The sequence below is a fragment of the Paramesorhizobium deserti genome, from assembly GCF_001558695.1.
Lineage (GTDB): Bacteria > Pseudomonadota > Alphaproteobacteria > Rhizobiales > Rhizobiaceae > Paramesorhizobium > Paramesorhizobium deserti.
This window is the reverse complement of the sequence record NZ_LNTU01000038.1, coordinates 163,609-190,143: the sequence shown is the minus strand read 5'-3', so window position 1 is coordinate 190,143 and position 26,535 is coordinate 163,609. Positions and strand designations below refer to the sequence as shown.

General features: G+C 60.8%; 25 protein-coding genes and 1 tRNA gene. 16 read left to right on the top strand and 10 right to left on the bottom strand.

Annotated features, from left to right (window positions below; translation table 11 throughout):
- The first annotated feature begins 2 nt into the window (after nt 1-2).
- The gene (locus ATN84_RS21910; RefSeq protein ID WP_068884632.1) at nt 3-1,544 is read left to right on the top strand and encodes an aldehyde dehydrogenase family protein; all 1,542 of its coding nucleotides are present in this window, start codon (nt 3-5) and stop codon (nt 1,542-1,544) included.
- 43 nt (nt 1,545-1,587) lie between these two features.
- Here ATN84_RS21910 and ATN84_RS21905 read toward each other — a convergent pair whose 3' ends face one another.
- Entirely contained in the window at nt 1,588-2,436 is an 849-nt protein-coding gene (locus ATN84_RS21905) for an autotransporter family protein (protein ID WP_068884631.1), read from the bottom strand.
- A gap of 85 nt (nt 2,437-2,521) precedes the next feature.
- Nucleotides 2,522-4,780 carry an AGE family epimerase/isomerase gene (locus ATN84_RS21900; RefSeq protein WP_068884630.1) on the bottom strand — a complete coding sequence of 753 codons (2,259 nt, stop codon included), beginning with the start codon at nt 4,778-4,780 and terminating at the stop codon, nt 2,522-2,524.
- Nucleotides 4,781-4,978: 198 nt separating this feature from the next.
- Between ATN84_RS21900 and ATN84_RS21895 the strand changes: the two genes are divergently transcribed.
- Nucleotides 4,979-5,055, top strand: a tRNA-Pro gene (locus tag ATN84_RS21895).
- 200 nt (nt 5,056-5,255) lie between these two features.
- On the opposite strand, the gene ATN84_RS21890 is transcribed toward ATN84_RS21895, so the two are convergent.
- Both ATN84_RS21890 and ATN84_RS21885 read right to left on the bottom strand, forming a co-directional pair.
- Nucleotides 5,256-6,167, bottom strand: a complete 912-nt coding sequence (locus ATN84_RS21890) for a response regulator transcription factor (RefSeq protein WP_068884629.1) — start codon at nt 6,165-6,167, stop codon at nt 5,256-5,258.
- A 53-nt stretch (nt 6,168-6,220) separates the two neighbouring features.
- Nucleotides 6,221-9,379 (bottom strand): hybrid sensor histidine kinase/response regulator, encoded by a 3,159-nt coding sequence (locus ATN84_RS21885; protein WP_068884628.1) that lies wholly within the window; start codon nt 9,377-9,379, stop codon nt 6,221-6,223.
- A 368-nt stretch (nt 9,380-9,747) separates the two neighbouring features.
- Here ATN84_RS21885 and urtA point away from each other — a divergent pair, with 368 nt between their 5' ends.
- From urtA to ATN84_RS21850, 8 genes are all read left to right on the top strand, one after another.
- On the top strand, nt 9,748-10,932 hold the full coding sequence (gene urtA / locus ATN84_RS21880; RefSeq protein WP_425287441.1) for an urea ABC transporter substrate-binding protein: 1,185 nt from the start codon (nt 9,748-9,750) through the stop codon (nt 10,930-10,932).
- A gap of 88 nt (nt 10,933-11,020) precedes the next feature.
- Nucleotides 11,021-11,947 (top strand): urea ABC transporter permease subunit UrtB, encoded by a 927-nt coding sequence (gene urtB, locus ATN84_RS21875; RefSeq protein WP_068884627.1) that lies wholly within the window; start codon nt 11,021-11,023, stop codon nt 11,945-11,947.
- Between the two features lie 14 nt (nt 11,948-11,961).
- Nucleotides 11,962-13,101, top strand: coding sequence for an urea ABC transporter permease subunit UrtC (gene urtC / locus ATN84_RS21870; RefSeq protein ID WP_068884626.1), 1,140 nt, complete (start codon nt 11,962-11,964; stop codon nt 13,099-13,101).
- Between the two features lie 11 nt (nt 13,102-13,112).
- Nucleotides 13,113-13,877 carry an urea ABC transporter ATP-binding protein UrtD gene (urtD, locus tag ATN84_RS21865; protein ID WP_068884625.1) on the top strand — a complete coding sequence of 255 codons (765 nt, stop codon included), beginning with the start codon at nt 13,113-13,115 and terminating at the stop codon, nt 13,875-13,877.
- 3 nt (nt 13,878-13,880) lie between these two features.
- Entirely contained in the window at nt 13,881-14,570 is a 690-nt protein-coding gene (gene urtE, locus ATN84_RS21860; RefSeq protein ID WP_068884624.1) for an urea ABC transporter ATP-binding subunit UrtE, read from the top strand.
- A gap of 30 nt (nt 14,571-14,600) precedes the next feature.
- Nucleotides 14,601-15,833 (top strand): formamidase, encoded by a 1,233-nt coding sequence (gene fmdA / locus ATN84_RS21855; RefSeq protein ID WP_068884623.1) that lies wholly within the window; start codon nt 14,601-14,603, stop codon nt 15,831-15,833.
- Between the two features lie 10 nt (nt 15,834-15,843).
- Nucleotides 15,844-16,182 (top strand): zinc ribbon domain-containing protein, encoded by a 339-nt coding sequence (locus ATN84_RS26425; protein ID WP_082766433.1) that lies wholly within the window; start codon nt 15,844-15,846, stop codon nt 16,180-16,182.
- Between the two features lie 197 nt (nt 16,183-16,379).
- Nucleotides 16,380-16,835, top strand: coding sequence for an MEKHLA domain-containing protein (locus tag ATN84_RS21850; protein ID WP_068884622.1), 456 nt, complete (start codon nt 16,380-16,382; stop codon nt 16,833-16,835).
- A gap of 100 nt (nt 16,836-16,935) precedes the next feature.
- On the opposite strand, the gene pcaF is transcribed toward ATN84_RS21850, so the two are convergent.
- From pcaF to ATN84_RS21835, 3 genes are read right to left on the bottom strand one after another with little or no spacing between them, the layout of a single operon-like run.
- Nucleotides 16,936-18,138, bottom strand: a complete 1,203-nt coding sequence (gene pcaF, locus ATN84_RS21845) for a 3-oxoadipyl-CoA thiolase (protein WP_068884621.1) — start codon at nt 18,136-18,138, stop codon at nt 16,936-16,938.
- Between the two features lie 8 nt (nt 18,139-18,146).
- Nucleotides 18,147-18,836 (bottom strand): CoA transferase subunit B, encoded by a 690-nt coding sequence (locus ATN84_RS21840; RefSeq protein WP_068884620.1) that lies wholly within the window; start codon nt 18,834-18,836, stop codon nt 18,147-18,149.
- Nucleotides 18,833-19,540, bottom strand: a complete 708-nt coding sequence (locus ATN84_RS21835) for a 3-oxoacid CoA-transferase subunit A (protein ID WP_068884619.1) — start codon at nt 19,538-19,540, stop codon at nt 18,833-18,835. Before ATN84_RS21835 ends, ATN84_RS21840 begins: the two co-directional genes overlap by 4 nt.
- Nucleotides 19,541-19,710: 170 nt before the next feature.
- Between ATN84_RS21835 and ATN84_RS21830 the strand changes: the two genes are divergently transcribed.
- A complete protein-coding gene (locus ATN84_RS21830) occupies nt 19,711-20,466 on the top strand; it encodes an IclR family transcriptional regulator (RefSeq protein WP_068884618.1) in 756 nt (251 codons plus the stop codon).
- Nucleotides 20,467-20,486: 20 nt separating this feature from the next.
- On the opposite strand, the gene ATN84_RS21825 is transcribed toward ATN84_RS21830, so the two are convergent.
- On the bottom strand, nt 20,487-21,398 hold the full coding sequence (locus ATN84_RS21825; protein ID WP_068884617.1) for a helix-turn-helix domain-containing protein: 912 nt from the start codon (nt 21,396-21,398) through the stop codon (nt 20,487-20,489).
- Nucleotides 21,399-21,508: 110 nt separating this feature from the next.
- Between ATN84_RS21825 and pobA the strand changes: the two genes are divergently transcribed.
- Entirely contained in the window at nt 21,509-22,681 is a 1,173-nt protein-coding gene (gene pobA, locus ATN84_RS21820) for a 4-hydroxybenzoate 3-monooxygenase (RefSeq protein ID WP_068884616.1), read from the top strand.
- Between the two features lie 115 nt (nt 22,682-22,796).
- Here pobA and ATN84_RS21815 read toward each other — a convergent pair whose 3' ends face one another.
- Nucleotides 22,797-23,276 carry an SRPBCC family protein gene (locus ATN84_RS21815; RefSeq protein ID WP_068884615.1) on the bottom strand — a complete coding sequence of 160 codons (480 nt, stop codon included), beginning with the start codon at nt 23,274-23,276 and terminating at the stop codon, nt 22,797-22,799.
- On the bottom strand, nt 23,260-23,610 hold the full coding sequence (locus tag ATN84_RS21810) for an ArsR/SmtB family transcription factor (RefSeq protein WP_068884614.1): 351 nt from the start codon (nt 23,608-23,610) through the stop codon (nt 23,260-23,262). Before ATN84_RS21810 ends, ATN84_RS21815 begins: the two co-directional genes overlap by 17 nt.
- Before the next feature lie 117 nt (nt 23,611-23,727).
- Here ATN84_RS21810 and ATN84_RS21805 point away from each other — a divergent pair, with 117 nt between their 5' ends.
- From ATN84_RS21805 to ATN84_RS21790, 4 genes are all read left to right on the top strand, one after another.
- Nucleotides 23,728-24,360, top strand: coding sequence for a dihydrofolate reductase family protein (locus ATN84_RS21805; RefSeq protein WP_068884613.1), 633 nt, complete (start codon nt 23,728-23,730; stop codon nt 24,358-24,360).
- A gap of 888 nt (nt 24,361-25,248) precedes the next feature.
- A complete protein-coding gene (locus ATN84_RS21800) occupies nt 25,249-25,512 on the top strand; it encodes a hypothetical protein (protein ID WP_068884612.1) in 264 nt (87 codons plus the stop codon).
- Nucleotides 25,509-25,811, top strand: a complete 303-nt coding sequence (locus ATN84_RS21795) for a hypothetical protein (RefSeq protein ID WP_068884611.1) — start codon at nt 25,509-25,511, stop codon at nt 25,809-25,811. Before ATN84_RS21800 ends, ATN84_RS21795 begins: the two co-directional genes overlap by 4 nt.
- A 172-nt stretch (nt 25,812-25,983) precedes the next feature.
- Nucleotides 25,984-26,226: a hypothetical protein gene (locus tag ATN84_RS21790; protein WP_068884610.1), complete on the top strand. Its 243-nt coding sequence runs from the start codon at nt 25,984-25,986 to the stop codon at nt 26,224-26,226.
- The last annotated feature ends 309 nt before the right edge of the window (nt 26,227-26,535 follow it).

Genomic DNA, 26,535 nt, shown 5'->3' with positions numbered 1-26,535 from the left:
AAATGGGTAATCTGGATATTACGCGCGATCCCGGGCAACGGATCAGGGAAATCCTGAAGGACTTCAGCGGTATGGAGGAAATCGGCAGCCTGATTGATGGCGGGATCGTCGTCGGCGGCGGCGAGGAGTTGACGCTGACCGATCCGGCAACGGGCAAGCCTTTCGCCACCTTCCGGGACGCGGACCAGTCAGTCATCGATGCGGCGATGGAGGCGGCTGCCCAGGCGCAGCGGCAATGGATGCAGCTGACGGCATCGGCACGTGGCCGCGTGATGACCGAGATAAGCCGGAAAATCCGCGAACATGCCGCCGATATCGCCGAGATCGAGAGCCGCTCGGCGGGCCGCCCGATCCGCGATATCCGCGGCGAGGTGATCCGTGTCGCCGAGATGTTCGAATATTACGCGGGCTGGTGCGACAAGCTCCATGGCGACGTCATCCCCGTGCCGACCTCGCATCTCAATTATACCAGGCACGAGCCGGTTGGCGTCGTCGTCCAGATCACACCCTGGAATGCGCCGCTCTTCACCGGCGGCTGGCAGATCGCTCCCGCCATCTGCGCCGGCAACGCCGTTGTCATCAAGCCATCCGAGTTGACACCCCTCAGCACGCTCATCCTCGGCCTGCTTTGCGAAAAAGGCGGCGCGCCGCGCGGTCTGGTCAACGTCATCGCCGGCCAGGGCGTCACCGCCGGCCAGGCGGCGATCGCGGATCGCCGGACGGGACTGGTGGTTTTCGTGGGTTCGGCGCAGGCTGGTGCGCTGATCGCGGCAACAGCGGCTCAGAACCTCGTGCCGTGCATCCTCGAACTCGGCGGGAAATCCGCCAACATCGTCTTCGCCGATGCCGATATGGACCGGGCGACCCTGGGCGCACAGTCGGCGATCTTCGGCGGCGCCGGTCAGAGCTGCGTCGCCGGCTCACGGCTGCTCGTCCATCGCTCCGTTCATGCGGAATTCGTCGAACGCTACGCGCGGGCATCGGAAAGGATACCGGTCGGCAATCCCGGTCTTGAGACGACACAAATCGGCCCGATCAACAATCTGCGCCAGTGGGGCAAGATCAGCGCGATGGTCAGGCAGGGTGTCGGCGAGGGCGCCCATCTCGTCACCGGCGGCAGCAGGCCGGCCGAGCTGGAGAGCAGCGGCGGTTTCTATTTCGCCCCGACCATTCTCGATAATGTCGCGCCGGATGCGACCCTTTCGAGGGAAGAGGTGTTCGGTCCCGTCGTGGGCGTGACCCCGTTCGACACGGAAGAGGAAGCGATCGCCCTCGCCAATGACAATCCATACGGGCTGGCGGGCGCCGTGTGGACACAGAATGTAGCCCGTGCGCACCGGATTGCCTCGCAGGTGCGGGCCGGCACGTTCTGGATCAACGGCTATAAGACGATCAGCGTGATGTCGCCCTTCGGTGGCTTCGGCAAGAGTGGCTATGGCAGGTCGAGCGGCAGGGAGGCACTTTTGGCCTATACCCAGACCAAGAGCATCTGGGTCGAGACGGCGGCCGAGCCGGCCGTCACCTTCGGCTATTCCGCAGGCTGAGAGCGGATCGGGCAATCCCCACATCGGAATGCCCGGTTGCCCCTCACCATTTGACCTTGAAGGCGAGGTTACCTGAAAGGGCGTAGCTTTCGGCGAAGTCCTCGATGGTGGATTGTGCGGCGAGTTTGGCGAACATGCCGTAGCGACCGTCGTTCCAGTTGTAGGTTCCGCCGGCGCCGATTTCGGCCCAGACGTTTTCCTCCGTTGTGGTGAAGCGTTCGCCGGAGACGCTCCATTTGTTGCGGCCGAGGAACTGGCGGTGGAGGCTGGCGATGCCGTAGAGGTCGGCCTGGCGGGTGAAGCCCATGGCGTCCTGCCAGCTGCTCTGGTAGTTGGCGGCCAGGCCGATGCGCGCCGTCAGGCTGCCGGGCCTGTCGTAGGCGAACTTCGCGCCATAGGGATCGGTGAAGCCGTCGAGGTCGAGCGCGGCATAGGTGAGCTGCGCCTGCGGCGTCAGGAGCCAGTGCTCGTCGAGCGCGATGCGCTGGCCGCTCTCCAGGCTGACGACATAGCCGAGGCTGTCCAGGCCGTCGGCGAGGCTGCGGCGCAGGCTGGCCGAGGTGAGGTCGCTGTCGAACCAGGTGAGCTGCGCCTGCCCGTCGAGATAATAGCCGGCATCGTCATACCAGGTCAGTGCGGCGCCCAGCCCGGTGCCGCCCACCTCCATGCGGCCATGGCCGTAATAGGAGGCGATGTCGGCGGTGGCGGTGCCGTAATTGACCCAGACGCTGCCGATCAGCCGGCCGCGCGCGTTCTCGTGGAACTGGCCGTCGACGCCCGCCTCCAGTTTCCAGGAGTTGATCTCGTATTCGGCATCGGTGAGCGACTGGTCGAGATGATGGCGGCCATGCGCCGCCTCGATGCGGCTCCAGATCAGCCCCGCCTCGGTCATCGCCACCGGCCCCGGCTCTGAAATATTGATCCCCTTACCTTGCGGGCTGCTAAAGCGTCGTCAACCGTTAGACCGTCGTTCCGGCCTAAACCTTCCTGGCAAAATCCATATATTGCGTCAGTGCGCAGACGAGATGATAAAAGATGGAGGCGGGGACGTCATTGGCCCGCGCGCGCCCTTCTTCATCGATCAGATCGATCCAGAGACCCTTCGGCGCCGGCTCGATATGCCAGCGGAACAGGCGTCCGACACGCGCTTCTATCTCCGGTTTCAGATCAGGTCCGCCATTGCCGTCGAGCGCAATGGCCGCCTTGATCGCCTCGGTCTGCGGCCAGCTGCGCGAATTGCGGTCGATAGGCAGGCCGTGGCGGGAAACCGAATTATAGGCAAGGCCCGTTGCCCGGTTGAGCCCGTTGGCGATGGCCGAGGCATAGAGCTTGCGCCCGAGCCGCACCACATCCTTCTGGCCGGAGGCAGCGGCGAATGCGACAAGCAGCGACGCCCATTCGAAATGATGGCCCGGCTCCGTCCATTCGCCTTTCTCGCCAGGCATGCGCTCCCAGGTCTGGGTAAAGAACTCGCCCAGCGTCCAGCTATCGGGATCGAAGAAGCGACAGCGGAAAAGATCGACGATGCGTGCGGCGCGCTCGAGGAAGCCGCGCTCGCCCGTGACGGAATGCCAGGCGAGAAAAGTCTCCAGCAGATGCATGTGCGGGTTGGAGCGGCGCATGCAGTCCGGCCTGTCACGATCGGCCGGCTCCTCAAGGAAGCCGGCGCACCGCGCATCGGCGAGATATTCGTCGATGAAGGCGAATGTCTCCGTCGCAAGCGGCAGGGCATCCCTGTGTCCCGCCTTATGGGCATGGGCCAGCGCCAAGAGAACGAATGACTGGTCGTAGGCATCCTCGGTCGGGTCCGCCGCGCTGCCATCCGGATTGAATGTCTTCACCCAGCCGCCGCGCTCGGTGCGGCCATGCGCCTTGATGAAGCGTATGCCGTGATCGATCAGTTCCCTCGCCGGGCCGTCCCAACCCATCTCCTTGGCCACCGCGAAGGCATAGATCTGGCGTGCCATGGTGCGCGTGCGCTTGATCCGCTCGATCGGCAGGCCGGTGAGCGACAGCACCTCGAAGAAGCCGCCATGGCGTTCGTCCACGCCCACGGTCGACCAGAGCGGCAGGGTCTCCTCGAACAGCCAATGATGCACGCGGTCCGCATAGGCGCCCGCCACCGGCATGCGGTCGGGCGCGGGCGTGAATTTCGTCTCGAGCCGCCCCGTCTTCTCCAGCTGCTCGACGATCTTGCGGACATGCTGGCTTTCGGAGATCGGCGCGACGAAGGTCGCATCCTCCGTGGCGACGACCGCCATGTCGCGCAGGCCCACCGCCGAGATCAGTCGCCCCTCGCTGCGCAGATAGCTGTGCTCGCAATCGATGGCGACAACATCGCCCACCACGACATTGCCATCGCCGTCATGCTCGCCCGACTGGGCGCGCATGTCGAGGAGCGACTGCCAGGAACCAAGATCGTGGAAGCGGAATCGCGCCTCGACCAGCCCGATATTGCGGATATGCTCCATGATCGCGTAATCCACCGAGATCGAAGGCACGGCGGCATAGAGATCGTATGGCAGGTAGGTGCCGGACACATCCGTCACCGCCTGATCGAGCGCCGCCACCGCGCCGTGCCAGATCTCCGGCGCATGCGTCAGGAAAGCCTCGCGCATGACGCTCGCGCGGAACAAGAAAATGCCGGCGTTCCAGCAAAAATTTCCCTGCTGCAGATAGGATTTCGCCGCCGCCTCGTCCGGCTTTTCGATGAACCGGACGACATCGCGCACTCCGTCATTTTCAGGCCCGGTTTCGACATAGCCGAAGCCGGTTTCCGGCTTGTCCGGCCGAATGCCGAAAACGACGATACGCCCGTCAAGGGCGGCCGGCACGCCTGCCTCGACCGTGTCCCAGAAATCGCGATCGGTGGAGATCTCGTGATCGGAGGGCACGACCAGGACGAGCGCATCGCCATGTTCGCGCGACGTTATCTCGGTGGCGAGCACCACGGCGGCAGCCGTATTGCGGCCCACCGGCTCGAAGATCGGCCTGCCGCCGCCAAGCCCGATGCCGGCCAGATCCTGGCCGATGCGGGCGGCGTGGAGCTCCGATGCGAGCAGGTAAGCCGGCGCCGATCCGGCCCGGCGCGCACGCATCCGCCGGACCGTCTTCTGCAGCATCGATCCCTGGCCGGAAAGGTCGTGAAACTGTTTCGGGAAATCCTCTCGCGACAGCGGCCAAAGCCGTGAACCGACGCCGCCGCTCATGATAAAGCTGACAACAAGGTCGGTCATGTCTCACCCCGGATAATTTCTGATTGTGGCACCGGCTTCGCGATTCCACTTGCTGGCTTCATTTTCAGACATAGCCTACGCCCGGCTCGCAGCCAATGGAATCCGTCCAAAAGCATGTGGGGAAGGTTCACATCGTTTTTTTGACGAAACGTCTTGCAGGCGGAAAAACGCAGCGCTATAAGCCGCCATCATTGGTCACGGAGTGTAGCGCAGCCTGGTAGCGCACCTCGTTCGGGACGAGGGGGTCGGAGGTTCGAATCCTCTCACTCCGACCAACGAAATTAGGGGTCCAGCCCGGAGACATAGGTAACAGATCGTACCTAAGACATGGGTGACAACCTCGTGCCGCACCGATTGCGCGCCAATTCCTTGTCAATCTTGCTGATTTTTTCCGGCGCACCGAGCATCCAGATCGATTTGTAGAAGGCATGCAATTCGGTTTCGACCGATAACACCCGATGGTCAAGGCATCAGCCTATTCATTCCATAGAATGCGCACCGACATGGTCGCAGCGGCGGTGCGGTTCTCCACCCCCAGCTTGTCGAAGATCTGTTCCAGATGCTTGTTGACCGTGCGTGGCGACAGATCGAGAATTTCGGCGATCTCTCTGTTCGACTTACCATGCGTGATCCATAGCAGCACCTCGGCGACGCGCAGCGACAATCCGAATGCGATGGCCAGGCGCTCTTCGTCCGTTCCGGCATCACGATCGATCAGCCGTACCAGTCGCTCCGAACCTTCCGCGCCACCAGCGGCGCGAAACTCGATTTGCTTTCCGTTGCGTTGAAAAAGATAGGCCTGTCTGCCGTTTGCGTTTTGCGACAAGAGCCAGTCGGTGAGCTCCCACGGCAGCCGGCTGCCTTCCTCGATGGCAATACCGCATAGTATCAGGAGATCGTTTGCCTGCGGCGTTGCCCACAGGACCCGGCCCGCCGCATCGGTGACCAAGATGCGCCGGCCGGTGTTGTCGAGCGCATCGCGCGCCGAGCGCGCGCGGCGTGCATTGGCCAGATGCGCCCGCATACGCGCCAAAAGCTCCACCAGTGGAACGGGTTTGACGACGAAGTCGACGCCACCCGACGCAAAAGCGTTTACCACATGCTCGCTGTCCCCGAACCCCGTCATGAAAATGACCGGGGTGTCGGCCATCCCCATCTCGGTTTTCAGTATGCGACAGGTTTCGAAACCATCGAGGCCCGGCATTTTCGCATCCATGAGAATGATATCCGGCTCGATATCCCGTGCGAGGTTCAAGGCGGCGCGGCCGCTATCGGCAAGGAACACCTTCATGCCCTCCAGATCGAGGGCGTCCGTGAGCATTCCGAGCGTATCGGGTGAATCGTCGACCACGAGAACGACAGGGGCTGATTGCGCCTGCGGTTTCATCGCGATTCTCTCTGGCCACTGTGTTGTGCCGCGCCCATGCAGTTCTCCATACATCAACCGACTCCACTGCTGCGCAAAACCTGTTGCGGGTGATAGTTCCATTCGACATCAAGCGTTGAGCTCAGTTGTTCGACCAGATCATCGATGCTGAACGGCTTGATGAGATAACCATCATGCAAGCGTCGGTAATCGTTGAGGTTGCGCTCGTTGCCCGCATCCGCCGAAATCATGACGATCGGCAAAAGCGGATGCATGCCTTCCCGCACGATGCGTGCCACCTGCCAGCCGGACAGGCCGGGCATGGCCACATCCAGGAGCAGGATATCCGGTCGGAATTCATTCAAGGCCTCCAAACAGGTGGGGCCATTGGGAACTGCAGTCACCTCAAACCCCAAAGGCACCAGAATGTCTGTGATGAGCGCGCGTTGGACCGGGTCATCGTCGGCAATCAGGACGCTGTGCGGCCCGCTCTTGAGGCCGGCAATGGCGGCTGCGGGGCGCTTTTGATCATCGGGGCGGGTGGCAGCGCCCAGCATCAACCGCACGGTGAACACGGTTCCCACACCGGGATCCGACTTCACGCTCAGACCGCCGCCCATGATCTCGACGAGGAGCTTGGTGATTGTCAGGCCAAGTCCTGTGCCGGGCGGATGACCGCTCCCATTCGCATCCTCGATCCGCTCGAAGGGAAGGAAGATGCGCTCGATATCCGCCGCAGCAATACCGGGTCCGGTGTCCTCGATCTCAAAAATGGCGATCTGGCTGCGATAGGTTACGCGCAGCGACACCTGCCCAGCTTCGGTGAATTTGACTGCGTTCGACAGGAGGTTGATCAGAATCTGCCGCAGCCTCTTCTCGTCCGTGTAGACATAGTCGGGGATATACGGCCCCGGCTCGAAAACGAAGCGGATGTCCTTTTCGGCAGCCTGAAGGGAGAACATGTCCACGAGCTGGTCGAGATAGGGGCGCAACGCCGTCTTGTCACGGTAGATTTGCATTCGCCCCGCCTCGATCTTCGATATGTCGAGCAACCCCTCGATCAGCCCGACCAGATGTTCGCCGGAGCGCTTGATGGTGCGCGCGGCATTAGCGACGATCTCCGGCGTCAGGTCGCGGCGGTTGAGCAACTGCGCATAGCCGAGGATGGAGTTGAGCGGCGTGCGCAATTCATGGCTGAGACCGACGATATATTTGCTCTTGGCCTGATTGGCCGACTCGGCAGCTTCCTTGGCTTTTTGAAGTAGCCGGTCAGTCTCTTCATGCGCTTCGATCTCATCCATAAGTAAGGTCGTGTGGCGGCGCGCTTCATCCTCGGCAAAGACACGGCTCTCATGGGCCAGCACGAAGAGCCAGACCATGACCGCAGCGATAACGAAGATGATCACGAACAACCGGAGGAACATCAGCGAAACGAGCTCCGGCGGCAGGCCGTCGCGGGCCGTGGACTGGTAGTAAACCACCAGCAGGACCAGGGCGATCACAGCGCTGACAACCAGCAATATGCCGAGATATGTACCGATCCGCGAACTGACCAGGGAAGCGATGCGGGGTGGGAAAACCGCTCTGGCAAATATGCCGATCTGCTCCGCGAAACGCGCATTTTCCTTGCAGCGGTCGCCGCAATGCGCATCGAGCGAGCAGCACAAAGAACAGATCGGCCCCCTGTACACGGGACAGGCAGCCATGTCCTCCACCTCAAAACTGTGCTCACAGACACAGCACTGCAATGTCTGTTGCGAACCGGACGCGGATGAGGTCCGGGCAAGATAGTAGCGCCCGCCGGTGGCAACGGCGATCAGGGGCGCGAGCAGAATGGCGGAGCCGATGGCGACGTGGGCGTAGAGCGCAGCCGCCACGCTCCCGAACCAGCCGAGATAAGACATCAGCGACAGCAGAATGGCGATGGCCACGGCCCCGAAGCCGACCGGGTTGATGTCATAGAGATGCGCCCGCTTGAACTCGATATAGCGAGGCGACAGGCCGAGCGGCTTGTTGATGGTCAGATCCGAGACGATCGCCGCCAGCCAGGCCCCGGCGATGATGGCGTAGAGCCCGAGAACCTGCTCCAACCCCTTATAGACCCCGAACTGCATCAGCAGCACACCGATCACCACGTTGAACACCACCCACACGACCCGGCCGGGGTGGCTGTGTGTGAGACGGGAGAAGAAATTCGACCAAGCGATGGAGCCGGCATAGGTGTTGGTAACGTTGATCTTCACCTGGCACAGAACGACGAAGATGCCGGTCAGCGCCAGAGCGAATTCGGGGCTGGCAACCATGTCCCGGAATACGGTCAGATACATCTGCGTCGGTTCGGAAGCGTCATGAAAGGCAACGCCGCTTTCAAAGGCGTAGTAGGCCAGGAACGAACCCGCCAGCATCTTCAATGCGCCGATCACCACCCATCCCGGCCCCGCCGCAAGCAATGCCGTCCACCAGGCAACGCGATTGGTGTGCAGCTTGCGCGGCAGAAACCGCAGATAATCCACCTGCTCGCCGATCTGGGCGACGACCGAGAAGACGACGGCCGACGCCGCGCCGAACAAGGGCAAGGAGAATGTGCCGTCCACAGGGCCGAGCAGGCCGGTATAGCCGGTCCATTCCCGCACGGAGGGAAGACTTTGTGCGCCGATATATACGAAAGGTAACACCTGCAGACACAGCCAGAAGGGTTGGGTCCAGGCCTGGAACCTGTTGATGAAGGTGATGCCGTGAATGACGAGCGGGATGATCAGAAGCGCGCTGACCAGATAACCAGCGGCAAGAGGAATGCCGAAACACAACTCCAGCGCGGCCGCCATGATCGCCGCCTCTATGGAGAAGAAGATGAAGGTGAAGCTGGCATAGATCAGCGATGTAACGGTCGAGCCAAGATAGCCGAAGCCGGCACCGCGCGTCAGAAGATCGATGTCGACGCCGTATTTCGCCGAATTGTAGGAGATAGGGATTCCCAGAAGAAATATGACGAAACAGCTCGAAACCACAGCCCAGAAAGTGGTTTCAAAGCCGTAGTTCAGCGTCAACGTTCCACCGATCGCCTCCAGCGCGAGAAACGAGACCGCGCCGATTGCAGTGTTGGCGATGCGCCAAGCAGACCATTTGCGGACCCTGTGGGCGGTGAAGCGCAGCGCAAAGTCTTCAAGTGTCTGATTGGCCACCCACTTATTGTAGGTGCGTCTGGTGCGGGTAACCTTGAACCCTGCAGTCATATGTTCCCCAAAACCCTGACGGCCCGCAACAACAGCGCAGGCCTGTCCCTCAAAAACTCTCCCTTGTTCTAACCCTCCACATCCGTCGGGGGCCTTCAATGCCCCTCCATTCACCTTATTCGCCGCCCTCACACTCCGTCATTTCCCGCAGCTTACGGGTAAATTCGGGCAACGTGAATACGTTAAATGCCCCGTTGATAGGCAAATCGCTTTGATGTCCAAAATTGCAGCAGTTGGCATCCAGCAAGCCAGCACGCTTTGACAATTGGCTAACGGGACAGGGCATCATCATGAGCGACGACACTCCTAAAAAAGCACTTTCAGCCACACGCCGCCAAGTGCTGGCGGGCTTCAGCGCCCTGCCTTTCATGGGCATGCTTGGCGGCAAGGTGAACGCAGCCGATTATCCGACTGCGGAGGTGAATACAACCGGGCTTGCAGTGACCGACGACAAGGTGACGGTCGGCATCCTTCACTCGGTCACCGGCACGATGGCGATTTCAGAGACCGGTTCCGTGCAGGCGGAGAAACTCGCCATCAAGCAGATCAACGAAGCAGGCGGCGTGCTCGGCAGGCAGATCGACTTCATCCAGGAGGACGGCGCCTCCGACTGGCCAACCTTCGCCGAGAAAGCCAAGAAGCTGCTCGTGCAGGACAAGGTGGCCTCAGTGATGGGCTGCTGGACGTCCGCCTCGCGCAAGGCGGTGCTGCCGGTCTTTGAGCAATATAACGGCATGCTCTACTACCCGACCTTCTACGAGGGGCTGGAGCAGTCTCCCAACGTCATCTATACGGGCCAAGAAGCGACACAACAGATCATCGCCGGCATCGACTGGGTGGTGCAGAACAAGGGCGCCAAGAGCTTCTATCTGCTGGGGTCCGACTATATCTGGCCGCGCACCTCCAACAAGATCGCCCGCAAGCACATCGAGAAGTTGGGCCTCAAGGTGTCGGGCGAGGAATATTACCCACTCGGCCACACCCAGTTCAATTCGGTCATCAACAAGATCAAGCTGACCAAGCCCGATGTCATCTACGCCATCGTCGTCGGCGGCTCCAACGTCGCCTTTTACAAGCAGTTGAAGGCGGCCGGCATCGACATGACCAAGGAGAAGCCACTGCTTCTCACCATCTCGGTAACGGAGGATGAGATCCTCGGCATCGGCGGCGAGAACATCGTGGGCGCCTATGCCTGCATGAAATACTTCCAGAGCCTGCCGAACGACAACAATGCCGAATTCGTCAAGGCCTTCAAGGAAATGTGGGGTGACGAAATCGTCATCGGAGACGTGACGCAGGCCGCCTATCTCGGTCCCTGGCTCTGGAAGATGGCGGTGGAGAAGGCCGGCAGCTTCGACATCGACAAAGTGCGTGCGGCCTCTCCCGGCATCGAGTTCGCCAAGGCGCCCGAAGGCTATGTGCGCATCCACGAGAACCATCATCTGTGGTCGAAGACCCGCGTCGGCCATGCGCTGAACGACGGACAGTACGAGGTGGTGTTCGAGACCGCCGATCTCGTGCAGCCCGATCCGTTCCCGGCAGGGTATCAATAAACCTTTCGACCCGGCCCCTCCGGCGCTCGTCCGGAGGGGCTCTCCCTCACAGCGTTCCACCGGCACATCCAGTCTGCGCGAGGCGAACATGATCGGCGACTACACCCTTCTCGAATTCAGCTCCATCCTGGCGATGCAGGGTTTCGCCGGGCTGATCCTCTTCTCCGTCTTCGTGCTGATGGCGCTGGGGCTCGCCATCATCTTCGGCCAGATGGGCGTCATCAACATGGCCCATGGCGAGTTCATGATCCTGGGCGCCTATGTCACCTGGCTCTGCTCGGGGCTCGTGACAGCCTACGCACCCGCACTCTTTCCCGCCTATTTCTTCATCGCGATGGCGCTCGCTTTCATCGTCACCGGCGCGCTCGGCATCCTGGTGGAGTGGGCGATGATCCGCCATCTCTACAGGCGCCCACTCGACACGCTGCTCGCCACCTGGGGCCTGAGCCTTATCCTGCAGCAGCTCTACCGCTCCGTCTTCGGCGCGCGCGAGGTGGGGGTGAGCCTACCCGACTGGATGATGGGCTCCTTCGCACTCACCGACATCATCGAGGTGCCCATCAACGGCATCTTCGTGATGGCGCTCACGATGCTCATCTCGCTTGCCGTCTTCCTCCTGATGTTCCGCTCCCGCTGGGGCAAACAGGTGCGCGCGGTGGTGCAGAACCGCGCCATGGCGGGCGCGGTCGGGATCAACACGAAGAAGGTTGACCGCCTCACCTTCGGCCTCGGCTGCGGTGTGGCCGGCGTGGCGGGTTCGGCCTTCACCATGATCGGTTCCACCGGGCCGACAGCGGGCCAGCTCTACATTGTCGACACTTTCCTGGTCGTCGTCTTCGGCGGGGCTGCGAGCCTGCTCGGCACCATTGCCTCCGCCTTCACCATCTCCCAGGCGCAGTCGACGATGGAATTCTTCATGTCCGGCTCCATGGCCAAGGTTCTCACACTTCTCACCGTGGTCGGCATCCTCATGCTGCGGCCGGAAGGTCTCTTCACCCTCAAGATGCGCCGCTGACGGGAGACGACGCCATGAACACCACCCTCTACACAAGGCGCGAATGGATTGCGCTTGCCATCGTGGCCGCGCTCATCCTGATCGTCTTTCCCGTCACCATGGACGTCTTCCGCCTCAATCTGGTGGGTAAGTACCTCACCTATGCCTTCGTGGCGGTCGGTCTGGTGCTGTGTTGGGGGCATGGCGGAATCCTGAGCCTCGGCCAGGGAATCTTCTTCGGCCTCGGCGGCTACTGCATGGCCATGTTCCTGAAACTCGAGGCCTCCAGCCCCGAGAATACGGCCATCCAGTCCACCCCCGGCATCCCCGACTTCATGGACTGGAACCAGGTGACCGAGCTCCCCTTCTGGTGGGTGCCGTTCAAATCCTTCCCCTTCGCGGCCGCCGCCGTCATCCTGGTGCCGGTCGTCTTCGCCTACGTCATCGGCGCGGCGATGTTCAAAAGGCGAGTGGGCGGCGTCTATTTCGCCATCATCACGCAAGCCATCGCCGCCATCCTCACCATCCTCATCATCGGCCAGCAGGGCTATACCGGCGGGGTCAACGGCATCACCGACCTGCGCACGCTGCTCGGCTGGGACATCCGCACCGACAGCGCCAAGTTCATCCTCTATTTCGTCAACGCCGTCCTCCTGATTGCCGTCCTCGTTCTCGGCCAGATGGTGCGCATGTCGAAGTTCGGCCGGCTACTCATCGCCATGCGCGACAAGGAGGACCGGGTACGCTTCTCCGGCTACAGCGTGGCCGATTTCAAGATCTTCATCTTCTGCCTGGCAGCCGCCTTCTCGGCCATCGGCGGGGCGATGTTCACCCTGCAGGTGGGCTTCATGTCGCCCTCCTTCGTGGGTATCGTACCCTCTATCGAGATGGTCATTTTCGCCGCCGTCGGCGGGCGGCTGTCGCTCTTCGGCGCGGTCTATGGCGCGCTCATCGTCAACTGGGCCAAGACCAGCTTTTCCGAAACTTTCCCGGAACTTTGGCTCTTCGCCATGGGCGGGCTCTTCATCGCCGTCGTCATGGCTTTCCCCAATGGGCTTGCCGGGCTCTACCGGTCCCATGTCGAGCCGTTTTTGGCAAAGCTGACGCGGAAATCGCCTCCGTCGCCCGCTCCCGACACCGCACCGGTCGAAGCCGTCAAGCTGGCCGCTGAATAGGAGGCTCACTCATGCAACAGACCAACCCGGCCTCCACGTCCAAGGACTTCCTCCTCTCCGTCGAAGGCCTCACCGTCTCCTTCGACGGATTCAAGGCCGTCAACGACCTCTCCTTCTACGTCGACGAGAACGAGATCCGCGTCATCATCGGCCCCAACGGCGCCGGCAAGACCACCGTGCTCGACCTGATCTGCGGACGGACAAAGGCCACCGCGGGTTCCATTCGCTTTCGCGACAAGGAGCTGACGCGGATGAGGGAGCACGAGATCGTTCATGCCGGCGTGGGGCGGAAATTCCAGAACCCGTCGATCTACGAGGACCTGACGGTCTTCGAGAATCTCGAGCTCTCCTTCCCGCGCGGCCGCGGCGTCTTCGGCGCCCTCGCCTTCAAGCGCGATGCCGAGGTGGTCAGCCGTGTCGAGGAGATCGCCGAGATGATCTTCCTCAAGAACCAGCTCAAGACGGAAGCGGCAATCCTGAGCCACGGGCAGAAGCAATGGCTGGAGATCGGCATGCTCCTGATCCAGAGCCCGGAACTCCTGATGCTCGACGAGCCGGTGGCCGGCATGAGCGTTTCGGAGCGCGTGAAGACGGCCGAACTCCTGCACCGCATCATCCAGGACCATTCGGTGATCGTCATCGAGCACGACATGAAATTCGTCCAGGACATCGCCCACCGCGTCACCGTCATGCATCAGGGCAAAGTCCTCTCCGAGGGCTCGATGGACCATGTCCAGCACGATCCCAAGGTCATCGAAGTCTATCTGGGGCATTAGACAATGTTGAGCGTCGACAATCTTTCCGTCGCCTACGGGCAGAGCGAGGTGATCCATTCCGTCTCCTTCGATGTGAGACCGGGCGAGATCGTCGCCATCATGGGGCGCAACGGCATGGGCAAGACCACGCTCATGAAGTCGCTGATCGGCATGCTGCCCTCGCAATCGGGTGGCATTCGCATCGACGGCGCAGCGATCGAGGCTTCCGAACCCTACGAGCGCGTGGCCAAGGGTCTCGCCTTCGTGCCGCAGGGGCGCATGATCTTCTCCACCATGACAGTGAAGGAGAACATCGAGACAGGGCTGACCGTCACCGGCGAAAGCGCCGTGCCCGGCGACATCTACGAGCTGTTCCCGGTGCTCCTGGAGATGAGGAACCGGCGCGGCGGCAATCTCTCCGGCGGCCAACAGCAGCAGCTCGCCATCGCCCGCGCGCTCGCCTCGCGGCCCAAGGTGCTGCTGCTGGACGAGCCGACCGAGGGCATCCAGCCTTCGATCATCAAGGAGATGGCGCGCACGCTGCGCCGCATCCGCGACGAGCGTGGCCTTTCCATCGTCGTCTCCGAGCAGGTCTTGAGCTTCGCGCTCGACATCGCCGACCACGTGCTCGTCATCGAGAACGGCGAATTCGTCCACGAAAGCCGGCGGGAAGGCATCGACGAAAAGAAAGTCGCCGCCTTCCTGTCCGTCTGACCGTTCATCATTCACAAAAAGGAGCCATCCATGCCCGAAACACTGATCAAGGTCGATCTCGCCACCTCACCCTACGAGAACGAGAGGATCCACAACCGCTGGCACCCCGACATCCCCATGGCCTGCTGGGTGGAGCCTGGCGACGATTTTCGGGTCGAGACCTATGACTGGACGGGCGGGCAGATCAAGAACGACGACGACGCGGCCGACGTGCGCGACGTCGACTTGAATCAGGTCCACTTCCTGTCCGGCCCCATCGGCGTCAAGGGTGCGGAACCCGGTGATCTCCTGGTGGTCGACATCCTCGACATCGGCGCCGTCGAAAACTCGCTATGGGGATTTAACGGCTTCTTCTCGAAGAACAACGGTGGTGGCTTCCTCACCGAACATTTTCCGGAAGCACAGAAGTCCATCTGGGATTTCCACGGTATGTTCACCTCCTCGCGCCACGTGCCAGGCGTGAAATATGCCGGCCTCATCCATCCCGGGCTCATCGGCTGCCTGCCCGACAGGAAGATGCTGGAGGCGTGGAACGCACGCGAAAAGGCACTGTTCGACACGGATCCCGAGCGCGTACCTGCACTTGCCACGCTCCCCAATGGTGACGAGACCGCCCATATGGGCAAGCTCAAGGGTGAGGCCCGCGACAAGGCCGCGGCGGAAGGCGCCCGCACCGTGCCGCCGCGCGAGCATGGCGGCAACTGCGACATCAAGGATCTGAGCCGCGGCTCGAAGATCTATTTCCCCGTCTATGTGGACGGCGCCGGGCTCTCCATGGGCGATCTGCATTTCAGCCAGGGCGACGGCGAGATCACCTTCTGCGGCGCCATTGAGATGGCCGGCTGGCTGCATATCAAGGTGTCGCTACTCAAGGGCGGCATGGCCAAATACGGCATCAGGAACCCGATTTTCCGCCCTTCCCCCATCACGCCCAGATACGACGATTACCTGATCTTCGAAGGCATCTCTGTCGATGAGGCGGGCAAACAGCATTATCTCGATGTTCACATCGCCTACCGCCAGGCCTGCCTCAACGCCATCGAGTATCTGACGAAGTTCGGCTATTCGCGCGCCCAGGCCTATGCCATCCTCGGCACGGCCCCGGTCCAGGGCCACATCTCGGGCGTGGTCGACATCCCCAATGCCTGCGCGACCTTGTGGCTACCGACGGATATCTTCGAGTTCGACATCATGCCAGGCAGCGACGGGCCGACGAAGTTCCTCGACGGCTCGGTCTCCGTCCCGCTCGCTCCCGACCTCTGAGGTGCTCCCGATGCCCTTCTACGACTACGAATGCGCGGAGTGCGGTGTCTTTACCGCACTCCGCCCCATGGCCAAATCCGCCGAGCCGCGCGACTGCCCCGACTGCGGGCAATCCGCTCGCCGCGTTATTTTGCGCATGCCCAACATTGCCTCGATGGAAACGGGGCTGCGCGCCGCACACGCCGTCAATGAGCAGGCCAGGCACACCCCGAAGAGCAACAGGCTTTCCGAGCGTTCTCATGGCCCCGGATGTTCCTGCTGCTCGACAGAACGCTCGTCAAGGACCACACGCCGGCCGGACGGGTCCAAGTCCTTTGTCGGCGCGAGGCCCTGGATGATCAGCCACTAGAGAACTCTGCATTTTGATCATCGGCTTGCCAGTTCCGGCGTTTGTGTTGCGCACTGCCGCCAGCGCCCATAGATACTCCTCGAAGTGCTGTTCGATGCAGGACAGGTTGTGCGCCCATGTCCGCGTGCCACCAATCTGTAACGCTGAATTGCCGCATTCATCGCAGAGAACAACATTGCGATTCCATGGGAGATATTATGGGAAAAAGCACGGATCTGGATTTCTTCAACCTGCTCTCGGACAGCTATTTCAGGTTCACAAGGAAATCGCTTGTGCCCGGAGAACAGGAAGCTTCGCGTGCAGCGCGATGGCTTTATGAAGACGCTCCTTTCGGCTTGCTGGCCCACAATACCGATGCCGATCCCCGTTTCATCTATGCAAACAAGACTGCTCAGTCATGTTTCGAATATGATTGGGATGAATTCACCGCGCTTTTGTCGCGGTTTTCAGCCGAGCTGCCGGATCGTGAAGAACGGCAGCGTCTGCTCGACATCGTTGTACGGGATGGCTACATCTCGGATTACCGTGGAGTACGCGTGGCAAAATCGGGAAGACGATTCCGGGTTGATCACGTCACTGTGTGGCAATTGGTCGACAAGCATGGGCAGTTGCATGGACAAGCCGCGCTCATTCCCCGCTGGCAGGATGTGTAGACCGAATGAACGCATCCCTTTGGCCCGCCGATCCAGGTCGTGCGGATAAAGTTGATCTTGGCATATCAGGTTGTTTCGACGCCGCCGTCTGGCGGCAGCTCTAAACGCGCTCGAGCGCGATTGCGATACCCTGGCCCACGCCGATGCACATGGTTGCCAGCGCATATTGGCCGCCTTTGAGCGACAGCTCCAGTGCCGCGGTTCCGGCGACGCGCGCACCGGACATGCCAAGCGGATGACCGAGGGCGATTGCACCGCCATTCGGGTTGACGCGCCTGTCATCGTCGGCGATTCCGAGTTCACGCAAAACGGCAAGACATTGCGAGGCGAAGGCTTCGTTCAGTTCGATGACATCGAAAGCACCCGGCGCGATGCCGGTCCGAGCGCAAAGCTTCTTCGTTGCCGGAGCCGGTCCGATACCCATGATACGCGGCGGAACGCCCGCCGCCGCACCGCCGATGACGCGGGCTATCGGCTTAAGGCCATATTTCTTCACCGCGGTTTCAGAAGCAATGATAAGCGCTGCCGCACCATCGTTGACGCCGGATGCATTGCCCGCCGTCACCGTACCGCCTTCGCGGAAGGGCGTACCAAGCCTTGCGAGCGCTTCGATGCTTGCTGCACGCGGATGTTCGTCCTTTTCAACGATCACCGGATCGCCCTTGCGCTGCGGGACCGGGACTGAGACGATTTCCATCGCGAGGCGGCCGTTAGCCTGCGCAGCGGCAGCTTTTTCCTGGCTATGGAGCGCGAAAACGTCCTGATCCTGACGCGATACCTTGTAATCCTCGGCGACGTTCTCTCCGGTTTCCGGCATGGAATCGACGCCATACTGCTTTTTCATCAAGGGATTGATGAGGCGCCATCCGATGGTCGTGTCGAAGATTTCCGCCTTGCGTGAGAAGGCGCTATCTGCCTTCGGCATGACGAAGGGCGCGCGGCTCATGCTTTCCACGCCCCCGGCGACGATCAGTTCCGCCTCGCCTGCCCTAATGGCACGGGCGGCGGTGATGACCGCATCCATGCCGGAACCACAAAGACGGTTGATCGTGGTACCCGACACACTGACCGGAAGCCCGGCCAGAAGCAGCGACATGCGTGCGACGTTGCGATTATCTTCGCCTGCCTGATTTGCCGAACCAAATATGACATCGTCAACGGCATCCCAGTCGACGGAACCATTCCGCTCCATCAGGGCCTTGAGCGGAATTGCGCCCAGATCGTCGGCACGAACTGACGAAAGTGCTCCGCCATAACGACCAATCGGCGTGCGGATGTAATCGCAGATATAGGCTTCGCTCATGGTGAGCCTCACAGTTCAGGAACGACGAGATCAGCGACGGGGCCATCGATATGGAGCTTCGCGCCCGTCATGGCCTGAAGCTCTTCCAACGTGATCGCCGTCAGTTTTTCACGCAACACGAAACGGCCCTTATCGACGTCGATGACGGCATGGCTCGTATAGATGCGCGTGATGCAACCAACGCCCGTCAGCGGGAAAGTGCATTGCTCCACCAGTTTCGGCTCACCTTTCCTGGTGACGTGTTCTGTGATAACGACGACCTGCTTTGCTCCATGCACGAGGTCCATCGCGCCGCCGACCGCAGGCACCCCCCTGGCGCCAACGCGCCAGTTGGCAAGATCGCCGTTTTGGGCGACCTGATAGGCACCGAGGATCGCTACACCGAGATGGCCGCCGCGCACCATGGCGAAGCTGTCAGCATGATTGAAGAAAGCAGCGCCCGGCTTCAAGGTCACGGCCTTCTTGCCCGCATTGATCAGATCCCAGTCTTCTTCGCCTTCCGGCGGCGCTTCACCGAAATCAAGAATGCCGTTTTCGGTGTGGAAGATCGCCTCGCGACCTTCAGGCTGATAACGGGCAACCATTTCCGGGAAACCGATGCCGAGATTTACATAGGCGCCATCAACGATATCCTGTGCCGCGCGCCAGGCGATCTGGGCGTTGGAAAGCTTGATGTCCTCGCGAGTATCGATGGTCATACGTAGGCCACTCCTGCCCGAATGAGCTCTTCCTCCTGTTGCGGATTGGCGGCTTCGACAACGCGGTCGACAAAAATGCCGGGGGTCACGACATGCTCTGGCTCAATGCCGCCAAGCGGCACGATCTTCGACACCTGCGCGATGGTCTTCGCGGCCGCCATGCACATCAATGGATTGAAATTGCGCGCCGCCATCCGGTAGGTAAGATTGCCGTGGATATCGCCGGTATGCGCTTTGATCAGCGCGAAATCGGCTTTCAACCAGCGCTCCTGAACGTAAGGCCGCCCATCGAATTCCGCGATGACCTTGCCCTCGGCAAGTTCGGTGCCATACGCCGTTGGCGTATAAAACGCCGGAATACCGGCACCTCCGGCACGGATGCGCTCGGCGAGCGTACCTTGGGGAACCAGCTCAAGTTGGATCTCACCGGCAAGATACTTGTCCGTAAATGCACGCGGATCGGACGAGCGTGGAAACGAGCAGATCATTTTCCTGACCATGCCGGCATCGATCATCGCGGCAATGCCGATACGGCCATTGCCCGCATTGTTGTTGATCACCGTCAGGTTCTTTGATCCCTTGTCGATCAGGGCATGAATAAGCTCGATCGGCGCGCCCGAGCCGCCGAAACCTCCGATCATGACGGTCGCGCCATCTCCGATTTCGGCAACCGCTTCCGCCAGACTTCCGATTGTCTTGTCCATCATACCTCCATGCCGGCGAGCAGGCACACGAAGCCATGCTTCGCGCCATCTCCCGGCATCAACCCGGCTGGAGTTAGCCAAACCGCCGGCTCGGGGTCAATCAGTTTGTGCGTTATTTGACATTTGTTCGTATACCGCACAAAATGGATGTATCATATTGGAGGCGTCGCATGCGCGAGACGGATTTTGTCGGCGGTTTTGCCAAAGGACTGAAGGTGATCGAGGCTTTCGGCGAGGACAAGCCGCGGCTCTCCATTGCCGACGTCTCGAAGATTACCGGGCTGAACCGGGCGACAGCGCGACGTTGCCTCCTCACCCTCGCCGAGCTTGGCTATGCAGAATATGATGGCAAGTTCTTCATGCTGTTGCCGAAAGTGCTACGCCTTGGCCACGCCTATCTTTCCGCGACGCCTTTGCCGACGATCATCCAGCCGCACCTCAACCGCCTGTCCGATGCTGTGGGCGAAAGCGCTTCGGCCTCGGTGCTCGACGGAACCGAAATCGTGTATATCGCGCGCGCCTCACAAAGGCGCGTCATGTCGATCAATCTGATGGCCGGAAGTCGCCTGCCCGCTTATTGCGCCTCGATGGGACGCGTGCTGCTGGCATGGCTGGACGAGGCTGAAGCCCGATCAGTGCTTGATCGAACCGAACTGAAGCCCCGAACTCCCTTTACGCATATCGAACCCGACCATCTCATGGAAGAGTTCAGGCAAATCCGTAAGCAGGGCTATGCCGTCAACGACCAGGAGCTGGAACTTGGACTTCGCTCGATTGCCGTCCCCGTTTTCGACCACCGCGGAACGGTGGTGGCCGCGCTCAACATCGGCGCGCCGGTGGCCAAAGTGGAGGTAAAGGATCTTATCCAGCTCATGCTGCCCGAGATGCTGAAGGTGCAAAGCGACCTGCGCACAATGCTGCGATAGGGCTCTTTCAAAAATCCAGGTCAGTTCTCCGAAGAAGCGGGGTTCTCCGCGAGCTTATCCTGTTCCGCATTGCGGTAGGCGCGTGGCGTCATGCCGGTTTCGCGCAGGAAAAACCGCGAGAAATAGGCCGGATCGCTAAAGCCCAGGCGAAAGCTGATGCCCTGGACGCTGGTGAGCGTGAAGACCAGATCGCGCTTGGCCTCCTCGACCAGCCTGCGGGCGATCAGCCGGTGGGTGCTCAGCCCCGTCGCCTCGCGCACGACGCGATTGAGATGGGTGAGCGACATACCCAATTCCCGCGCGTAGAACGAAGCCGTCTTATGCGACTGGTAGTGCCGGTGGATGAGGCCGTTCAGCCGCTCGACGCGGCGCTCGTTCTCTCCCGTCTCCTGTTTGGCTTCTTCACCCCCTGCCGCCGAAATCCGCGCCGCGAGCGTCAGGATCGTCGTCAGATAGGCCTTGATGAGACCGTTGTTGCCGGCGCGCCCACCCTCGCATTCCCGGTCGAGCCTTTCGAGCGTCTTCACGGCATAGGCTGAATCATCGTCGCCTTCGGCAAGTGGCGTCAGGCGCGGAGCGGAAAGCCATTGGCCAAGTTGGCTGCGCTCGCCCGGCGACACGCCGAGCTGCGCCGTGACGATGGTGATGACCAGCCCCTCGATATCCGTCGAGAAGCGAAAGCCATGGGTGGCGCCGGGCGGCACGGTGACGATGGCCGGAGGGCTGACCACATGGGTTTCACCACCGAACAGCGCCTCTGCCGAACCGGCCTGAATGTACAATATCTGAAAGAAGCTCTCGTGGCGGTGCGCGCCGATTTCCCAGTGATGCAGGCTGCTTCTTGATGGAATTGTCTCGCAATGCAGCCAGAATTCGGACTTTTTGCCCGGCTTCTCGCCGTATAGATCGTAAGTCGGGATATGCCTCGTCATCGCTTTCGCGCCGCGTTTTGTTCGAAAAGTGCAATTCTTTGACCGGAAAATCCATTGTGGCAACAGGCTTCCCTCTCCAAAATTCGCTAAAATGAATGTTGGGAGGGACCATGCGAGTAAAAGTCGCCATCATCGGCTCGGGTCCGTCGGGCCTCTTGCTCGGCCAGCTTCTAGCCAATGCCGGCATCGAGAACGTCATTCTCGACCGCGCCAGCAAGGACCATATCCTCGGCCGCGTGCGCGCCGGCGTGCTGGAGGAAGGCATGGTGCATCTGATGGACGAGGCCGGCGCTGGAGCCCGGATGCACGCGGAGGGCCTGCCGCATGACGGGATTTCGCTCGCCTTCGACGGACGCGACCACCGTATCGACCTTTATGGCCTCACCGGCGGCAAGCGGGTCCTGATCTATGGCCAGACGGAGCTGACCCACGACCTGATGAACAGACGCGAAGCCTCGGGCGGCATCTCCGTCTACGAGGCGGAAAATGTCACGCCGCACCACTTTGCCGGCAAATCACCCTATGTCACCTACGAGAAAGACGGCATAACGCACCGTATCGACTGCGACTTCATCGCCGGCTGCGACGGCTTCCACGGCCCCAGCCGCAAATCCGTTCCGGAAGGCGCCATCCGCACCTTCGAGAAGGTCTATCCCTTCGGCTGGCTCGGCGTCCTCGCCGATGTGCCGCCCGTGAACCACGAACTTGTCTACGCCAATCATCCGCGCGGCTTCGCGCTCTGCTCCATGCGCTCGAATACCCGCAGCCGTTATTATATCCAGTGCCCGCTCGACGAAAAAATCGAGGACTGGAGCGACGAGCGGTTCTGGGACGAATTGCGCCGCCGCCTTCCTGAACATCACGCCGAGGCGGTGACCACCGGGCCGTCCTTCGAAAAATCGATCGCACCGCTCAGATCCTTCGTCGCCGAGCCGCTACGTTTCGGCCGCCTCTTTCTCGTCGGCGATGCCGGGCATATCGTGCCGCCGACCGGCGCCAAAGGGCTCAACCTCGCGGCAAGCGACGTCCACTACCTCTTCGAGGGGCTGATGGAATATTATGGCGACGGTTCCACCGCCGGGATCGACGCCTATTCCGCCCGCGCCCTCTCCCGCGTCTGGAAGGCGGTACGGTTTTCCTGGTGGATGACGATGATGATGCACCGCTTCCCCGAGACGAGCGACTTCGACCAGAAAATCCAGGAAGCCGAACTCGACTACCTCACCCATTCCAGCGCGGCGGCGACAGCGCTCGCCGAGAATTATGTCGGGCTGGCTTACTAGTGGAGCAAATATACGGTTTGACCTCTTTGCGATCGTCAGGGCCGGGCCGCAAAGTCCTGAAAGCCGTCCATTATGATATCATGCCGGCCGCCACCAAACTCCAAATGGGCGGCGTTCAACCATCTAGCCAGGCAGCAAGGCCGTCCAGCGTCTGCAGCCCATATTCCACCGCGCCAAAGCCGATGACCGCCTGCCGCCGCTCACGACTGGGATGAAGCTGGCGCATGGTCAGTACGGTCTTGCCGTCGGCCTGCTCATCGAAAGTAATAGACATATAAAAGCGCCCGGGATCATTGGGGTCCGGGGTGCCGTAGTCCACAACGATCAGTTCGTTGGGGACGATCTTCAGGAAGCGCATCAGATTGGGGAAGCGCTGTTGTTGGCCATCGAATTCGCCGACCATGTCGAAACGCCATACGCCACCTTCGCGGATATCGGCCTCGTGGTTCTCGATGCTGAGGCCTACCGGGCCATACCATTGTGCCAGCGCTTCCGGATCCATCCAGGCGGCGAATACCTTATGGCGCGGGTGCTTCAACACCTTGACCAGAACGACCTCGCGATCGAGCGACCACGTCTCAAACAGCTTTTCCATCGTCGTTTTCTTCCGTCCTGTCCAAATAGGTTTCCAGCCGGTCGAGCCGCTCGGCCCAGCGTCGGCGCTCCGCTGCCATCCAATTTGCCGCTTCCTCAAAGCGCGCCCGCTCCAGTCGGCACCAGCGGCTGCGACCGCGTTTCTCGGTGGCGATCAATCCGCAATCTTCCAGCACCTTGAGATGCTGAGAGAAGGAGGGCAGCGCCATGTCGAAGGGCTGCGCGAGGACACTGACCGGCATCTCGCCATCCGCGAGCCGCGACACCACCGCCCGGCGTGTCGGGTCACTGAGAGCATGGAAGGCAAGGTCGAGTGGGGTCGAGTGGAAAGGCATACGGCTTGGTAAAGCGGCAGGCCATGCCGGTCAAGGTTAAAAAGGTACTTGCCTTAGTGTTGAGCGAATATTATAAAGGTAATTACCTTAGTATTAGGAGCAGCTCAGTGGCAGTACGTGTCGTACCTTCTTATCTCGCTCGATGGTTTCGCAACAACGACGGATCAGACACCCGAAAACCCGTTCGGCCCCGATTGGTCGCGCCTTGTTAGCGCGTATGTGGCGACAAGGACGTTTCGGGAGCGCGTGCTCAAGGACACCAGCGGCAAAGGCACCACCGGCCTCGACGAGGCGTATGCGAAGGATTACTTCGCCAACATTGGCGCCGAGATCATGGGGGCGGGCAAGTTCGGGCTGCACAATTTTCCCGATGATCCAAACTGGAAGGGGTGGTGGGGAGACGAGCCGCCATTTCACTGCCCGGTCTTCGTCCTCACACATAAGCCGCGGCCACCAATCGAGATGGCTGGAGGCACGACGTTCCACTTCATAGCGGCCAACCCGGTTGATGCGCTGCAGCGGGCCGAGAAAGCCGCAAACGGCAGGGATGTTCGGATAGGTGGCGGACCAACCATGGTCCGCGACTATCTCAAGGCCGGACTTGTTGACCGTCTCCATGTCGCCATTGCTCCGATCCTGCTGGGGCGGGGCATACGCCTCTGGGACGAGTTGCGCGGGTTGGAGGCCGGCTATACCGTCAGGACAGAAACGGCGGAAAGTGGGATTGTCCACCTCACTTTCCAGCGCTGATCGCCGGCCAGCGATTTTCGGCGGCCATCGACCACCCGATTTGGTCGATGGTCGCCTTTTCTGCACGCTGACGGTTGAATTTTTCCTGGTCACGTAACCGAAAGCGGACCGACGGCTCCCCAACCTCTTACCGCTCGTATGAACCCGGCATGGGGGCTCTCAGACCTCTTACGGTCTCTAACTTGCCCAGGACTTTCTATCGACCACGGGCGGATAGGACAATTGACTGCCGGTATATTCGATACGATCCTGGCGCTACCTGCAGCGACCATCGGAATGGAAGCAGGCACAGGAAGACGAACCCGGTGACGGGGGAAACCCGCCACGCCTATACATTGCGGTTGCGTCAGCAGCATAGTGTGCCGGTGTTGAATAGCTTCAGGGAGTGGCCTCATGGAGGGGGCGGAATCTCAAGGGGCGCCCTCAGATACATGGCGAGGTGTGCTATCCGAATGAAAAGCTAAAGGTATTTCCATGAAAAACTGGAGTGTAGAAATAATTGAACCACTATGGTTTGTAGGACTTTGGTTGTTTGCGATACGTATTTTCCGCTATTTTTAGGGTATTTTATTTTTACCGCAGTGCATTTTACGAATCGCAACGAAATAAAATCGGCCCCCACCTTGCTTAACAGACAGCCGCAGTCCATATATAAAACTCGTTGATTTGGCCGACTTGGCTTCGCGGTGTCAGAGACCCGCCATTCACCACCGAATTCTCGATAGCGAATGCATAAAGCGCCGGTCCGGCGCGCATATCGCTCTGTTCGAACCCTGGAATGAACCCCGTCGCTGACCACGGATGTACTGGCAGCACGGGAATTCGTTCCGGTTCGAATGGGAATGAGGCAGGAGGCGCCCCCGCGTGCTTCTGCGGAGGTATCGAGCCATGACAACGCGCACCACCCAGATGATCGTCCGGTTCTCCGCACCCTTCATGCTGCCTGTCTTCGACGCGCCGCAGCCTGCCGGGGACTATCGCGTCGAACAGGATGAGGAACTGTTGGAGATACCCTCCCGCCTCGCCTGGAGACGTGTAAGCGCCTTTATTCACCTGCCGGCCATCGGCATTGATAGCCACACCCATCAGATGGTGCCGATTGATCCTGCTGATCTCGACGCCGCACTCGAAAAGGATCACCAGCAGTCATGATATCTACGAACTCCATCCGACGCACAACCCACCCGGCCCGTCGTGAGGCCCTAACCCATCTCTTCACGATTGGGCAGACTGTCCGGCTGAAGGACGGTTTCGGGAGACCCGCTCTGCCAGCCGACATTTACCGTATCACTGGCACACTGCCGCCGCGAGGAAATTCGCCGCAGTACCGCATCCGCAATGACGACGAGCGCCATGAGCGGGTGACGACGCAGGACAGTCTCGAGCCGGTCGACATCTCACAGGTCGGTAGCGACGCAACCCTCATCGAAAGGACGTTCGGACATGGCTAAGGGCCAGAAGCGAAGCAATCGCGAGATCAGAAAGCCGAAGCAGGAGAAAGCTTCGCCCAAGCCTGAAAGTACCTTCGGTAACCACATTAAGGGCGCTGCAAATGCCAAAGCGTCCCAAGGCAGAGGCAAACACTGAACCAATGCTGCTCCTGCGGTGCAAAGGACGATAGCCTTGAAAGTCGTGATCGAATTCTATCGCACACGGGTTTCAGATGACGCACATGCCGTCGTCGGCCGCGAGACGGTAGAGGCTGTCGACCTTGATGACGCGATTGAAGTCGGGCGGCGGCTTTCGCTGACTCTCGACATGCCGCAACGGCCGGACGCCATGGCGATCACCGACGCGACTGGCGCGGCACTCTATTCCGGCATCATCGATGTCGAAGTGACCAATAAAGAAAGGCCACGATCATGAATCCACATGGCAACGAGACCGAACGGGAGCGAAGCGTCCGCGGGAGCGACGTCTGGGATAATGAAGGCGGCGCATCGGGTCACGCTCCAAGCGACGAACAATATGGCCGCCGCAGGGGGAATCGACCGATCCTGGACCGTCTACCATGTCTTCACCGGCGTTCCAGCCAGCCCAAACGGACAGGACATGACCGGCCTCAGCCGGTCGGTCGCCACTGACGGCATGCTTTGCCTTAACCGCCTGAATGAAGAATGCGGCCGCGACGGGGTGTCTGATGGCACGCCGGCGGATCACACCGTATAGCTCTGA